General features: G+C 70.3%; 9 protein-coding genes. All 9 read left to right on the top strand.

From position 1 onward, the window contains the following. A partial coding sequence (locus AQJ91_RS05115; protein WP_067016790.1) for an Rne/Rng family ribonuclease occupies positions 1-3,310 on the top strand: 3,310 nt, incomplete at its 5' end. Positions 3,311-3,545: 235 nt separating this feature from the next. Further along, entirely contained in the window at positions 3,546-3,866 is a 321-nt protein-coding gene (rplU, locus tag AQJ91_RS05110) for a 50S ribosomal protein L21 (protein ID WP_007449531.1), read from the top strand. 14 nt (positions 3,867-3,880) lie between these two features. Continuing rightward, positions 3,881-4,135, top strand: coding sequence for a 50S ribosomal protein L27 (gene rpmA, locus AQJ91_RS05105; protein ID WP_067016788.1), 255 nt, complete (start codon positions 3,881-3,883; stop codon positions 4,133-4,135). Positions 4,136-4,239: 104 nt separating this feature from the next. Next, positions 4,240-5,676: a GTPase ObgE gene (gene obgE / locus AQJ91_RS05100; RefSeq protein ID WP_067016786.1), complete on the top strand. Its 1,437-nt coding sequence runs from the start codon at positions 4,240-4,242 to the stop codon at positions 5,674-5,676. Between the two features lie 169 nt (positions 5,677-5,845). After that, a complete protein-coding gene (locus tag AQJ91_RS05095; RefSeq protein WP_234381806.1) occupies positions 5,846-7,327 on the top strand; it encodes an FG-GAP-like repeat-containing protein in 1,482 nt (493 codons plus the stop codon). A gap of 218 nt (positions 7,328-7,545) precedes the next feature. Next, positions 7,546-9,084: an alkaline phosphatase D family protein gene (locus tag AQJ91_RS05090; RefSeq protein WP_067016781.1), complete on the top strand. Its 1,539-nt coding sequence runs from the start codon at positions 7,546-7,548 to the stop codon at positions 9,082-9,084. Between the two features lie 82 nt (positions 9,085-9,166). Then, positions 9,167-10,357, top strand: a complete 1,191-nt coding sequence (locus tag AQJ91_RS05085; protein WP_067016779.1) for a hypothetical protein — start codon at positions 9,167-9,169, stop codon at positions 10,355-10,357. A 184-nt stretch (positions 10,358-10,541) separates the two neighbouring features. Beyond that, the gene (locus AQJ91_RS05080; protein ID WP_067016777.1) at positions 10,542-12,041 is read left to right on the top strand and encodes a bifunctional cytidylyltransferase/SDR family oxidoreductase; all 1,500 of its coding nucleotides are present in this window, start codon (positions 10,542-10,544) and stop codon (positions 12,039-12,041) included. A 146-nt stretch (positions 12,042-12,187) separates the two neighbouring features. Then, positions 12,188-14,314 (top strand): hypothetical protein, encoded by a 2,127-nt coding sequence (locus tag AQJ91_RS05075; RefSeq protein ID WP_067016775.1) that lies wholly within the window; start codon positions 12,188-12,190, stop codon positions 14,312-14,314. Positions 14,315-14,687 lie beyond the last annotated feature (373 nt).

The following is a 14,687-nucleotide window of genomic DNA, read 5'->3' as shown; positions in this document are numbered from 1 at the left end:
CGCCGAGGTGGAGCAGGCCCCGTCCGACGAGGTGGCCGAGGAGGCCGCCCCGCGTCGTGCGCGTCGGCGTGCCACGCGCCGAGTGTCCGCGCCCGCCGGGGCGCCCGAGAGCGTGGAGGCATCGGTGAGCGCCGCTGAGGAGAACGAGCCGGTCGAGACCGCCGGAGAGACCTCCGCTGAGGTCCCCGCAGACGAGGTGACCGAGGAGGCCGCCCCGCGTCGTGCGCGGCGTCGGGCCGTCCGTCGGGCCGCCACCGGGTTCTCCGCGCCCGCGCCCGCCGAGGCGTCGGCCGCCGAGGCCGAGGAGCCCGAGGGCCCGCGTCGGCCGGCGCGCCCTTCCGTCGCCGTCTTCCAGGCGCCCGTGTTCACCGAGCCGACGTTCCAGACCCCGGAGCGGGCCGCCGCCGAAGCCGCCGCCGAGCCGCAGCCCGAGCCCGAGGCCGAGGCCGAGGCGATCCCGGAGGAGCAGGCTGGTGCCCGGCGCCGCCGCCGACGTCGGGGTGCCGCCTTCGAGGAGGAGCCCGAGGCCAAGGCCGTCGAGACCGTCGTCGAGGAGGAGGAACCGGAGGAGGCCGAGGAGGCAGAGGACTCCGCCGAGGGCGAGGACGCCGAGGAGACCGGGTCGCGCCGCCGCCGCCGTCGCGGTGGCCGTCGTCGCCGCCGGGGCGAGTCCGCGGACGCCGAGGGCGGCGAGCTGGAGGGGACCGCCGCCGAGCAGGCCGTGCAGGACGCCGAGGACACCGCCGAGCAGGTCGAGGAGGACGTCGAGGACGCCGACGAGCGCGAGGAGTCCGGCGACGGCTCCACCAGCAGCCGGCGCCGCCGGCGCCGTCGTCGTCGCGCCGGTGACACCTCCGTGGACGCCGAGCCCGCCGAGACCGACCCCGAGCGCACCGTCGTCAAGGTCCGCGAGCCCCGCAAGGCCGCCGAGCCGTCCGACGAGGTCCAGTCCATTAAGGGCTCGACCCGCCTGGAGGCCAAGAAGCAGCGCCGCCGCGAGGGCCGTGAGCAGGGCCGCCGACGCGTGCCGATCATCACCGAGGCCGAGTTCCTGGCCCGCCGTGAGGCCGTCGAGCGTGTGATGGTCGTCCGCCAGTACGGCGACCGTACGCAGATCGGCGTCCTCGAGGACGGCGTGCTCGTCGAGCACTACGTCAACAAGGAGCAGTCGACCTCGTACGTCGGCAACGTCTACCTGGGCAAGGTCCAGAACGTGCTGCCGTCGATGGAGGCCGCCTTCATCGACATCGGCAAGGGCCGCAACGCCGTCCTGTACGCCGGTGAGGTCAACTTCGAGGCGCTCGGCATGGCCAACGGGCCGCGCCGCATCGAGTCCGCCCTCAAGTCCGGCCAGTCCGTGCTCGTCCAGGTCACCAAGGACCCGATCGGGCACAAGGGCGCGCGACTGACCAGCCAGGTGTCCCTGCCGGGCCGCTACCTCGTGTACGTCCCCGAGGGCTCCATGACCGGCATCAGCCGCAAGCTGCCCGACACCGAGCGGGCCCGGCTGAAGACCATCCTCAAGAAGATCGTCCCCGAGGACGCGGGCGTCATCGTGCGCACCGCCGCCGAGGGCGCCAGCGAGGACGAGCTGCGCCGCGATGTCGAACGGTTGCAGGCGCAGTGGGAGGACATCCAGAAGAAGTCGAAGAACGGCGGCGGCTCGAACGCGCCGTCGCTGCTGTACGGCGAGCCGGACATGACCGTCCGGGTCGTCCGCGACATCTTCAACGAGGACTTCTCCAAGGTCATCGTCAGCGGTGACGACGCGTGGGAGACCATCTACGGCTACGTCGCGCACGTCGCGCCCGACCTCGCCGAGCGGCTGCAGAAGTGGACCTCCGAGGTCGACGTCTTCGCCACGTACCGGATCGACGAGCAGCTCGCCAAGGCGCTGGACCGCAAGGTCTGGCTGCCCAGCGGCGGCTCGCTGGTGATCGACCGGACCGAGGCGATGGTCGTCGTCGACGTCAACACCGGCAAGTTCACCGGTCAGGGCGGCAACCTCGAGGAGACGGTCACCAGGAACAACCTGGAGGCGGCCGAGGAGATCGTGCGCCAGCTCCGGTTGCGCGACCTCGGCGGCATCATCGTCATCGACTTCATCGACATGGTCCTGGAGTCCAACCGGGACCTGGTGCTGCGGCGCCTGCTGGAGTGCCTGGGCCGCGACCGTACGAAGCACCAGGTCGCCGAGGTGACCTCGCTCGGCCTGGTCCAGATGACGCGCAAGCGGGTCGGCCAGGGGCTGCTGGAGTCCTTCTCCGAGACCTGCGTCCACTGCAACGGGCGCGGTGTCATCGTGCACATGGAGCAGCCGACCGCCGTCGGTGGCGGCGGCAAGCGCAAGAAGCGCGCGCGTGCCGGTGCCGAGCACGTCCACGAGGCCGCGGTCGAGATCGTCGAGCAGGAGGCGGAGACCGAGGCCGAGGTCGCCGCCGAGGTCGCCGAGCCGGTCGCGCTGACCGAGCCCGCCTTCGCCCCGGACGAGGAGCTGTACAGCAGCGTCGCCGAGGCCGAGGCCGCTGTGGGACGGGGCCGTTCGCGGCGCCGGGCCGGCCGGAGGGCGTCGGCTCCGGCCGGTGCGCCCAAGCGCGAAGAGGCGAAGGCCGAGGTGCCGACGGCTCAGGACGTGACGGTCGCGGAGGAGATCGCGCGCCCGGTGCAGCCGGAGTCCGCCGCCGAGGCGAAGGCCGAGCCGGCCGCCGTCGAGGACGCGGTCGTCGAGGCTCCCACCGCCGAGGAGGCCGCGCCGAAGGGCCGTACGCGCCGCCGTGCGACCCGCAAGGCGACCGCGCCCGCCGGATCCCCGGCAGGGGCCGAGGCCGCCGTGGTGACTGTCAGCGAGGCCCCGCCCGCCGCGCCCGAGCCGAAGGCCGAGGAGGCTCCGGCCGAGCCGGTCGCCGAGCCGGTCGCCGAGAGCGCCGCCCCGGCCCGTCCGCGGCGTCGTGCGGTGCGCAAGGCCACCGCGCCGACCGCGTCCGAGGACGCGGCCGTCGTGGTCGTCCCGTCGGCTGCGGCGGAGGAGGCGCCGGCCGAGCAGGAGGCCGCCGAGGAGGCCGCTCCGGCCAGGAAGACGGCCCGTAAGACGGCCAAGAAGGCGACGGCGAAGAAGGCCGCCACCAAGAAGACCGCGGCCAAGAAGACGGTTGCGAAGAAGGCGACGGCGAAGAAGGCGGCCGCCAAGAAGACCGCCGCCAAGAAGACCGCCGCCAAGACGGCCACTGCGCCTGCCAAGGCGTCGTCGAAGAAGACCGCGGCGGCGCAGCAGACGCTGTCGTCGGTGTCAGCCTCCACCGACGAGGGCTGAGCAGTACGCGGGGGTGCGGCCGGGTCCACGTGATCGGCCGCACACCCGTGGGGCCCGGCCTGGTTTGACCCTTTCGGCCGCAGCCCCGTAACCTTGACCGTCGGCGTGTCCACTGACACGCCACATCCCCGTAAACCTCTTCCTCCAGAGCACTGGGTGTTCCGGAGAGGCCGCCCGCGTGCCGGGTGGCTGGACTTCGGGGGTGCCGTTTCTCGAGCGAGAGAGTGAGATCCGCGTGTACGCCATCGTGCGCAGCGGTGGTCGCCAGCACAAGGTTGCTGTCGGCGACATCGTTGAGGTTGACAAGATTTCCACTGCCCAGGTTGGCGACACGGTCGAGCTCTCGACCCTGCTCGTTGTCGACGGCGACGCTGTGACCAGCGACCCGTGGGTGCTGGCCGGCATCAAGGTCCAGGCCGAGGTCGTGGACCACCACAAGGGCCAGAAGATCGACATTCTGCGCTACAAGAACAAGACCGGCTACCGCCGTCGTCAGGGCCACCGCCAGCAGTACACGGCGATCAAGGTCACTGAGATCCCCGCGGCTGCGAAGTAAGGGACTGAGGAGAGATGGCACACAAGAAGGGCGCATCGTCCACCCGTAACGGTCGTGACTCCAACGCTCAGCGCCTCGGCGTGAAGCGCTACGGCGGTCAGGTCGTCAACGCGGGCGAGATCCTGGTCCGCCAGCGCGGTACCCACTTCCACCCCGGTGCGGGCGTCGGCCGTGGCGGCGACGACACGCTGTTCGCGCTGCAGGCCGGTGCGGTGGAGTTCGGCACCAGCCGTGGCCGCAAGGTCGTGAACATCGTTCCGGTCGCCTGATCGGAAACTTTCGCGAGGCGGACCTCACTTCCCTCACGGGAAGCGGGTCCGCCTTTCGCGTGTTGGATCACAGACAACCCCGTACGTAACTGGAGGCACATCCCATGACCACCTTCGTGGACCGCGTCGAGCTGCATGTCGCCGCGGGTAACGGAGGCCACGGCTGTGCCTCCGTCCACCGTGAGAAGTTCAAGCCGCTGGGCGGACCCGACGGCGGCAACGGCGGACGGGGCGGCGACGTCATCCTGACCGTCGACCAGTCCGTCACCACGCTGCTCGACTACCACCACTCCCCGCACCGCAAGGCCACCAACGGCAAGCCCGGCGAGGGTGGCAACCGCTCCGGCAAGGACGGCCAGGACCTGGTCCTGCCGGTGCCGGACGGCACGGTGGTCCTCGACAAGGTCGGCAACGTCCTCGCGGACCTGGTCGGACACGGCACGTCGTTCGTCGCCGCGCAGGGCGGCCGGGGCGGGCTCGGCAACGCGGCCCTCGCCTCCGCCCGCCGCAAGGCTCCCGGCTTCGCACTGCTCGGTGAGCCCGGGGATCTGCAGGACATCGTCCTGGAGCTGAAGACCGTCGCCGACGTGGCGCTCGTGGGGTACCCGAGCGCGGGCAAGTCCTCGCTGATCTCCGTACTGTCGGCCGCCAAGCCGAAGATCGCCGACTACCCCTTCACGACCCTCGTGCCGAACCTCGGCGTGGTGACCGCGGGCGACACCGTGTACACCATCGCCGATGTGCCGGGGCTGATTCCGGGCGCCAGCCAGGGCAAGGGGCTGGGGCTGGAGTTCCTGCGGCACGTGGAGCGGTGCAGTGTGCTCGTGCACGTGCTGGACACGGCGACGCTGGAGTCCGACCGTGACCCCGTCTCCGACCTGGACATCATCGAGGCGGAGCTGCGGGAGTACGGCGGGCTGGACAACCGGCCGCGGATCGTCGTCCTCAACAAGATCGACGTACCGGACGGCAAGGACCTCGCCGAAATGGTGCGGCCGGACCTGGAGGCGCGCGGATACCGGGTCTTCGAGGTGTCCGCCGTGGCGCACATGGGGCTCAAGGAGCTGTCGTTCGCGCTGGCCGACCTGGTCGGGAAGTCGCGGGCCGCGAAGCCGAAGGAAGAGGCCACGCGGATCGTCATCCGGCCGAAGGCCGTCGACGACGCGGGCTTCACCGTGACGCGCGAGGAGGACGGGCTGTACCGGGTGCGCGGCGAGAAGCCGGAGCGCTGGGTGCGGCAGACCGACTTCAGCAACGACGAGGCCGTCGGCTATCTCGCGGACCGCCTCAACCGCCTCGGTGTGGAAGACGAGTTGATGAAGACCGGTGCCCGGTCCGGCGACGGCGTCGCCATCGGACCCGAGGACAACGCCGTCGTCTTCGACTGGGAGCCGACCGCGATGGCCGGGGCCGAGATGCTCGGGCGACGCGGCGAGGACCACCGGTTCGAGGCACCGCGGCCCGCCGCGCAGCGCCGACGGGAACGGCAGGCCGAGCGGGACGAGGCGACGCAGGAGTTCGACGACTTCGAGCCGTTCTAGGCCTGAGCCTGGCGTGCGTTCATCGCTTTGACGGCAGGGAAAGCCGCGGCGTACGGCAGGGCAACCAACCGTCGTCTCGGTGAGTCGTACTGGGCAGTGCGGATGAGGATCTTGGAATTTCTCCTGGACCTCTCCGCCGTCAACCGCCCCTCCGACAGACGGAGTCGACGTGCCCCTGCCTGCTGCGCACAGAATGCGGCGTACCGTCGTGGTCGCGATCGCCCTGCTCGGCGCGAGTGTCACGGCGGTGCCGATGGCCGATGCCCAGGCGGCCACCGCCGAGCTGAAGGACGACTTCAACGGCGACGGCTACTCCGACCTCGCCGTCGCGGCGCCCGAGGCGACCGTCGGTGGGGAGACGAAGGCCGGGTACGTCGCCGTGCTGTACGGGTCGGCGAGCGGGCTGAACACCACGTCCAGACAGGTGTTCAACCAGAACACCGCCGGCATCCCGGGCAGCGTCGAGACGGACGACCTGTTCGGCAGCGCGCTGGCCACCGGCGACATGGACGGGGACGGGTACGCGGACCTCGTCGTCGGCGTGAGCGGCGAGGACACGCTCTCCGGCGGCGTCAACTCCGGTTACGTGCAAGTCGTCTGGGGAGGGCCGAAAGGGCTGTCGGGCGGGTCCTCGCTGGCCACCGGCAAGGCGTCGTACCACCAGCTCGGCTCGGACGGGCAGCTCACGGTCGGCGATGTCGACGGCGACGGGGCGACGGACCTGGCCGCCATCCAGGGCAGCATCAACCTGCGCGTCGTCAAGGGCCCCTTCGGCCGGGACGGGGCCACGAACGGCGGGGAGCAGGTCATCCCGGACTACGAGTCCGACCCCCGCTTCATGGACCTGGCCTCCGGTGATGTGAACGGCGACGGCTACGCCGATGTCGTCGGGACCGCGCACGACGGCGACGAGTACGACGCCCGCCGGGTCGTGTACTGGCTGGGTGGCGCGGCCGGGCTCGGCGAGCGGAAGGTTGTCCTCGGCTCCAACGGCTATGCGCTGCAGGGCGGCGAGTCCGTCGACCTCGGTGACGTGAACGGCGACGGCTACGACGACATCGTCGTGGGCCGCTTCGACGGCATGGACAGCGACCTCGACACCCCGCTCGCCAAGGGCGGCCGCGTCGCCGTCGTGCCAGGCACTGCGAACGGGCCCGACGGCACGAAGCCGACGTACGTCAACCAGGGCAGCTCCGGAGTCCCGGGCGTCGCCGAACTGGGCGACGACTTCGGCGCCGACGTCTCGGTCGCCGACGTCAACGGCGACGGCTACGACGACGTCTCCGCGGGCGTGCCCGGGGAGGACTTCGACGGCAAGACCGACGCCGGCAGCGTGATCGTGCTGCGCGGCAGCGCGACCGGCCTGACCGGCACCGGCGCCAAGGGGTACAGCCAGGACACCACCGGGGTGCCGGGCACGGCGGAGACGTTCGACGGCTTCGGCGCCGCCACCCGCCTGGTGGACGCCGACCGCGACGGCCGGGCCGAACTCGCCGTGGGCGCACCGGGGGAGAACGCGAAGGCCGGATCGGTGTGGGTGTTCAGGTCCACGTCGTCCGGGATCACCCCGACGGGCTCCTTCACCTTCGGTGCGGGCACCCTCGGCACCGTCGCCGCCAACGCCAAGCTCGGGTCGGGGTTCAACTACTGAGACACAACTACTGAGGCGCCGTCATTTGACCGCCCTGTGAGACCTGTTACGGCAAGATCACGTTCGTCGTGTTGTTCCCGAGCCGCAACGGGTCTCCCTTTGTCTGCCCATTTGTCATGCACGTGAAGGGCGCCGTTCAGCGGACGGACCGCCCCGGAGCGTGAGCTTTCTGTGTCCGTCGTGTGTCCAAGAGGCCAGCGAGACAGGGGAGTTCGCCGATGACCGGAGCAGTTTCGCCCGACCGCCGTCGTTTTCTGACCGCCGGTGCCGCCGTGCTCGGTGCCGCGGCCTCCGCCCAGCTGTGGCTGCCGAGTACCGCCCGGGCGGCCGAGGTGACGCTGCCCGACGGCGTGTTCAGCCTCGGCGTCGCCTCCGGCGACCCGCTGCCCGACGGCGTCGTGCTGTGGACCCGGCTCGCCCCGGACCCCCTCAACGGCGGCGGCATGCCGGACGGCGTGGTGCCGGTGCAGTGGGAGCTCGCGGAGGACGAGCGGTTCAGAAAGCCCGTGCGCCGCGGCACGGCCCAGGCCCGGCCCGAGCTCGGCCACAGTGTGCACGTCGACGTACGCGGCCTGCGCCCGGGCCGTACGTACTGGTACCGCTTCCGCACCGCCGGCCAGATCTCCCGCACCGGCCGCACCCGCACCGCGCCCCAGGGCGGCCGGCTGCGGATGGCGCTGGCGTCCTGCCAGAACTGGCAGCACGGCTACTTCACGCCGTACGCCGACATGCTGGCCCAGGACCCCGACTTCGTGCTGTTCGTCGGCGACTACATCTACGAGTCCTCGCCCTCGGCGACCGCCCTGCGCCGCCACGAGGGCACCGGGGAGCCGTACAGCCTGGTCCAGTACCGCAACCGCCACGCCCAGTACCGCACCGACCCGGACCTCGCGGCGATGCACGCGAACGCGCCCTTCGTGGTCACCTTCGACGACCACGAGGTTGACAACGACTTCGCCGGCGACATCCCCCAGGACCCCGGCAAGCAGCCGCACGACGCCTTCGTGGCCCGGCTCACCGCGGCCTACCAGGCGTACTACGAGCACATGCCGGTCCGGGCGAGCGCGATCCCGAACGGCCCGCACATCCAGATGTACCGCCGCCTGGAGTTCGGCCGGCTGGCCCGGCTCAGCGTGCTGGACACCCGGCAGTTCCGCACCGACCAGGCGACCACCCCCGAGGGCGCCAACGACCCCGCGCGCACCATGCTCGGCGCCGAGCAGCGTCAGTGGCTGGTCGACGGGCTGCACGACTCGCCGGCCCGCTGGAACCTGGTCGGCTCGCAGATCATGATGGCCGAGACCGATCTCCAGGTCGGCCCCGGCAAGCTCTGGTTCTACGACGCCTGGGACGGCTACCAGGCCGAACGCAACGCCCTCATGGACGAGTTGAAGCATGTCCGCAACCCGGTCGTGTTCACCGGCGACCGCCATCTGACGATGATCAGCGACCTCAAGGACGACTTCGCCGACCCCGACTCCGCGGTCGTCGGCGCCGAGTTCGTCGGCACGTCCATCGCCGCCAACGGCGACCAGGACCAGGCCGCCTTCCACGCCGAGTGGGACCCGCGCATCCCGGACAACCCGCACTGGAAGCTGATCGACGCCCACCGCGGCTACCATCTCTTCGACATCGACCGCGACGGCATCGACGCGCAGGTCAGGATCGTCGACACGGTGCGGCAGCAGACGTCGACGCCGAGCACGCTGGCCCGGTTGCGGGTGGAGGCGGGCAGGCCGGGCGTGGAACTCGTGTGACACCTGCCGGGGCCTGGGACTCATCACCGTCCCGGGCCTCTCTCAGCCCAGTCTCAGGAACGTCTATTACCGTCCCTTGACCATGGAGACGGACTGTACGAGAGATGAGGTTCCGGTGACGGGAGCGCTCACTCCGCTGCCCGCCGGGACCCGGCTGCTGCACATCGGCCCGCACAAGACCGGGACCACCTCCATCCAGGGCGCGCTGTTCGCCGCCAAGGAGGAGATGGCCCGGCACGGCGTGGACTTCCCGGCCACCACCCGCCACCCCATGGAAGCGGTGCTGGCCGCCTGCGCCCGCCCCGGCATGATGGGCAACACGGAGCCGACCGAGCGGCACTGGGAGCGGCTGCTCGACCAGGTGCACGCCACCGGCGGGCGCACCTCGGTGATCAGCAGCGAGTTCTTCGCCGACGCCCCCGACGACGAGACCATCGGGCGGATCGTCGAGCAGCTCGGCGGCGACCGCGTGCACGTCCTGGTCACCCTGCGCCCGCTCGCGCGGATCATGCCCTCGCAGTGGCAGCAGTACGTGCAGAACGGCCTGCGCATGGGCTACGAGGACTGGCTGCGGCACATGCTCAAGAAGCCGCCGTACGAGAAGCCCAACCCCAGCTTCTGGCGTCGGCACCGGCACGACCGGCTGGTGGAGCGATGGGCCCGGGTGGCCGGACCGGAGCGGGTCACCGTCGTGGTGGTCGACGACCGCGACAAGGGCGGCCTGATGCGCACCTTCGAGGCGCTTCTCGGACTGCCCGCAGATCTCCTGCAGCCCGTTCCGGACACGGCGAATCGATCCCTTACTCTGGCCGAGACCGAAATGCTGCGGAATCTTAATAAGGAATTCCGCGCCAGCGAACTCCCGGAAGAGCTTTATTCGCAGCTCGTCCGATACGGCGCCGTGATGCATATGAAGAACGCGTGCACCCCCGGTCCCGACGACGTGAAGATTTCCACCCCACAGTGGGCCGTCGAGGCCGCCGCCGAGATCGGCGCCGAGATGGCCGGCCGGATCGGGACGATGGGCGTCCGGGTCCTCGGCGATCCCACGCTGCTGTCCGCCGTACCGAAGCCGCCGGAGCGGACGGCCGCGAAGCCGGTCATCGCCCCCGAGGTGGCCGCTCACGCATTGTACGGGGCGCTCGCCGCGGCCGCCGCCGCGCCGATCCGGCACACCGCGTCGGCCAAGACGCGTACGGTGCACCAGACATCGTCCAAGGAACTGGTGAAGGTGCTGTGCCACCGTTGTCTGAAGAGGCTGCGGCGGCGCTGAGAGAGCTGTGCAGTTACTCACAGCAATTCCACGAGTGTGTACGGAGGCTCTCCGTCAATCACCAGGAGTGCAAGGTGAATGACAGGTTGCGCGCACATATGCGGTGGGCGGCGCTCACCTTGCACTGCGGTAACCACAAGTGGGACCATTTCCAAGTTCCCTGTCGCCCCAAGGTAGGTCACCTGTGTCCCAGCACATAGCCAAGCCCCGTACCACCGCAGTGATCCTGGCCGGTGGCACCGGCCAGCGCGTGGGTCTCTCGATCCCCAAGCAGCTGCTGAAGATCGCCGGCAAGGCAGTCATCGAGCACACCCTGACCACCTTCGAGAACGCCGACTCGATCGACGACGTCATCGTCCTGATGGCGCCGGGCTACGTTCCGGACATCGAGAAGATCGTCGCCAAGGCCGGTTTCCAGAAGGTCACGAAGATCATCGAGGGCGGCGCCACCCGCAACGAAACCACCGAGCGCGCCATCGCCGCCCTCGGTGAGGGCCTGGCAGAGGGCGAGGACCGCAAGGTCCTGTTCCACGACGCCGTACGCCCCCTGCTGTCACAGCGCGTCATCGACGACTGCGTGACCGCGCTGGAGCGCTACCAGGCCGTCGACGTCGCCATCCCGTCCGCGGACACCATCATCGTGACCCGCACGCACGGCGGCGACGGCGAGTTCATCACCGAGATCCCGGACCGCTCCAGGCTGCGCCGCGGCCAGACCCCGCAGGCCTTCAAGCTGTCCACGATCCGCCGCGCCTACGAGGTCGCGGCCGGTGACCCCAACTTCCAGGCGACGGACGACTGCTCGGTCGTGCTCAAGTACCTGCCGGACGTGCCGATCCACGTCGTCGCGGGCGACGAGTACAACATGAAGGTCACCCAGCCCGTCGACGTCTTCATCGCCGACAAGCTGTTCCAGCTGGCCTCCACCGCCGCGCCCGAGCAGGTCTCCGAGGAGGCCTACCGCGAGCTGCTGACCGGCAAGACCATCGTCGTCTTCGGCGGCTCGTACGGCATCGGCAAGGACATCGCCGAACTCGCCGGGTCCTACGGCGCCACGGTGTACGCGCTGGGCCGCTCCACCACCGGCACGCACGTCGAGAACCCGGAGGAGGTCGACGACGCGCTGTCCAAGGCGTACGCCGAGACCGGCCGCATCGACTACGTCGTCAACACCGCCGGTGTGCTGCGCATCGGCAAGCTCGCCGAGACCGACAACGCCACCATCGAGGAGGCGCTGAAGGTCAACTACCTCGCCCCGGTGCAGATCGCGCGCTCCTCGTACAAGTACCTCGCCGAGACCAAGGGCCAGTTGCTGCTGTACACCTCCAGCAGCTACACCCGCGGCCGCGCCGAGTACAGCCTGTACTCCTCGACCAAGGCCGCCATGGTGAACCTCACCCAGGCCCTGTCCGACGAGTGGGCCGGTGAGGGCATCCGCGTCAACTGCATCAACCCGGAGCGCACCGCCACCCCGATGCGCACCAAGGCCTTCGGCCAGGAGCCCTCGGGCACGCTGCTGTCCTCGGAGGCGGTCGCCCGCACCTCGCTGGACGTGCTGCTGTCCGAGCTGACCGGCCATGTCATCGACGTGCGCCAGCAGGACCCGACGGCCTCCGCGGGCCAGGCGTCCGGTTTCGAGGCGGCACTGGCCAGTGTCCTGGACCGCCAGGACGGCGTGGCATAATCAACAGTTAATAGCCTTACGGAATTCAGGCCTCTGCGATTCTTCATTCACGAAGAATTCACAGGGGCCTGAGTCTTCGCTCCTCAGACCGGCCCCTCCCCAGAGCAGGTTTCTCCGTGATATCCACCGCTATTCGCGTCGCCCGGGTGGGCAGCGCGGCCGAGCTGGCCGCGGCGGCCCTCATGCTGCTGGGCTACCCGGCGCTCATGCTGGCCGCGCTCGTCCCGAGCGTCACCGCCTTCGCGGCCGCGGCCGCCGTGACGTACCTGGCGGACCACTATCTGCACCGCAGAAGCAGCTATCTCGTCAACCGCCTGAGCAAGGTGCGGGCCGGTCTGTCGATCCGCTTCCTGATCCGGCAGCTGCTCCTCATCCTGCTGCTGGCCCGCCTCGCCCTCGCGGACGACCTGATCTACTACGGGGCGATCGCCTGCTTCATCGCCTTCTACGGCCTCCAGGCCCCGCACGGCGCGCTGGTCACCCTGATCCGCAACCGCCGCCGGATGCCGGTCGCCACCCGCAACGTCGACCTGGCCTCGCGCATCCGCATCCCGGACGCCCCGGCGCGCGGGCTGCTCAGCCGCTCCGCCGAGAAGATGCTCCACCTCGACCTCGCGGCCGTCGTCGGCATCCTGGTCTCCGCGGCCACCGAGTCCGCCGTCGCCGGGTTCGTCGGGATCGGCGTCACCATCGCCCTGAGCAGCCTGTACGTCCTCGCACTCATGCCGTACGTCCGGGGCCGCAAGACCCCGCCGAACGCGGAGACCGTGCTGGCCGCCGTGGACGACTGGCTGGCCGGGTACCGGCCCGAGACGGTGCTGTACTTCTCCGGCTCCAAGGACTCCGCGTACCAGGTCAACATGTGGCTGGAGACCATGGAGCAGCTGGACTCCAAGCCGCTGATCATCCTGCGTGAGCGCGCCATCCTGAACAACATGGCGCCCACCACGGTCCCCGTCATCTGCGTGCCCGGAGGGGTGCACCTGATGAACATGGACCTGTCCACGGTGCGTGTCGCGCTGTACGCCGCGAACGTCGGCAAGAACATCCACCTGCTGCGCGTCCCGACCATGAAGCACGTCTTCATCGGCCACGGCGACAGCGACAAGCTGGCCAGCGTCAACCCGTTCAGCAAGGTCTACGACGAGGTGTGGACCGCCGGACGCGCGGGCCGCGACCGGTACGCCATCGCCGACGTCGGCGTCCGCGACGACGACATCGTGGAGGTCGGCCGCCCGCAGCTGGCGCCGATCCAGACCTGGCAGGGCGTGCCGGAGGGGCCCCGCGGCGGAGCCGCAGATGGACACAGCCCCACCGTGCTCTACGCGCCGACCTGGGAGGGCTGGGACGGCAACCCCGGCAACACCTCGATCGTCCTCGCCGGCGAGAACATCGTGCGGCAGCTGGTGCAGGCCGACCCGCCGGTCCGCGTCCTGTACAAGCCGCACCCCTTCACCGGCACCGTCAGCAAGGAGGCCGGCGCCGCACACCGCCGGATCGTCGCCCTGGTCGAGCAGGCCGCCGCCGAGCGTGTCACCGACGCACGTTTCAAGCCCGACGCCGCCGCCCAGGCGCAGGCCAAGGCCGAACTGACCCGTATCGAGGCCCGCCTGGCCGAGCTGTCCGGCAAGGCGGGCGACAAGGGTGACGAGGCCGAGGCCACCCGCGACGGTCTGGTCGACGTCGCCAAGCACGAGGAGATCGGCCGGCTTCGCAACGAGTGGAACGACGCTTACTGGCGCTCCTTCCCCACCTGGGAGCACCGCGTCATCACCGGCGCCGAGCCGCGCCTGTACGACTGCTTCAACGTCTCCGACGCGATGGTCTCCGACATCTCCAGCGTGGTCTCCGACTTCATCGCCAGCGGCAAGCCGTACGCGGTGACGGACTCGGCCGAGCTGGGCGTCGAGGAGTTCAAGCGGCAGAACACCGCGGTGCGCGCCGCCGTGATCCTGTCCAACGGCGCGGCCGAGCTGGGCGGCCTGCTGGACGCCGTACGGGACCCGTCGGCGGACCCGCTGGCGGGGGACCGCAAGGAGCTCAAGCGGTACCTGCTGGGTCCCGATGAGCCGACGTCCCTCGTCCAGTTCAACACCGCGGTGGCCGGCCTCGCGCTCAAGGCCGAGACGCGCAACGCCGGCCAGGAGTCACCGGCGGCGGCCGGAGCCGTCGACGAGGTCGAGGGGGCCGAGGAGGCCGAGGAGGTCGAGCTGGCGGTCGTGCCCGGGCAGCGGGTGACGGCGGCCGAGGATTCGGACGACGTGACGGCGTGAGGGTGTTCTAGGGCGTGCTGACCGCTCGTCAAGTTCATTGGTGCGGCCCCCGGGGAGCGATCTCCGGGGGCCGCACCGCGTTTTGGGGAGCGTCTTACCGGGTCTTCGAAGTTAGGCGGTGCGGCTCTTTGCCGGTGCCTGCCTCTGTGGCCTTCGCCAGCGAGGATGTGACACTTCAGCGCCGGTTGTCACATCCTCGCGAGTCACCGCTCCGCGCCAGCGCTTCTCGCGCACCGCTTAACTTCGAAGACCCGTCTTACCGTGCCCGCCTGATGTTGGCTCATGTCCGTTCGCTGTGTGATCTGGATCACTTATTCACGGGTTCGAGGCAACCGGTTGCTCGGGTCGTCCGTCTACTAGGTAGCGAATGAGG

Source organism: Streptomyces dysideae (genome assembly GCF_001514305.1).
GTDB lineage: Bacteria > Actinomycetota > Actinomycetes > Streptomycetales > Streptomycetaceae > Streptomyces > Streptomyces dysideae.
Note: the sequence above shows the minus strand (reverse complement) of the source record. Positions and strands in the feature narration are given on the sequence as shown.

Bases quoted from the DNA above. Each gene is read 5' to 3' on its own strand.
- rpmA (WP_067016788.1), top strand. From the start codon at position 3,881: ATGGCACACAAGAAGGGCGCATCGTCCACCCGTAACGGTCGTGACTCC.
- obgE (WP_067016786.1), top strand. From the start codon at position 4,240: ATGACCACCTTCGTGGACCGCGTCGAGCTGCATGTCGCCGCGGGTAAC.
- AQJ91_RS05090 (WP_067016781.1), top strand. From the start codon at position 7,546: ATGACCGGAGCAGTTTCGCCCGACCGCCGTCGTTTTCTGACCGCCGGT.
- AQJ91_RS05085 (WP_067016779.1), top strand. From the start codon at position 9,167: ATGGAGACGGACTGTACGAGAGATGAGGTTCCGGTGACGGGAGCGCTC.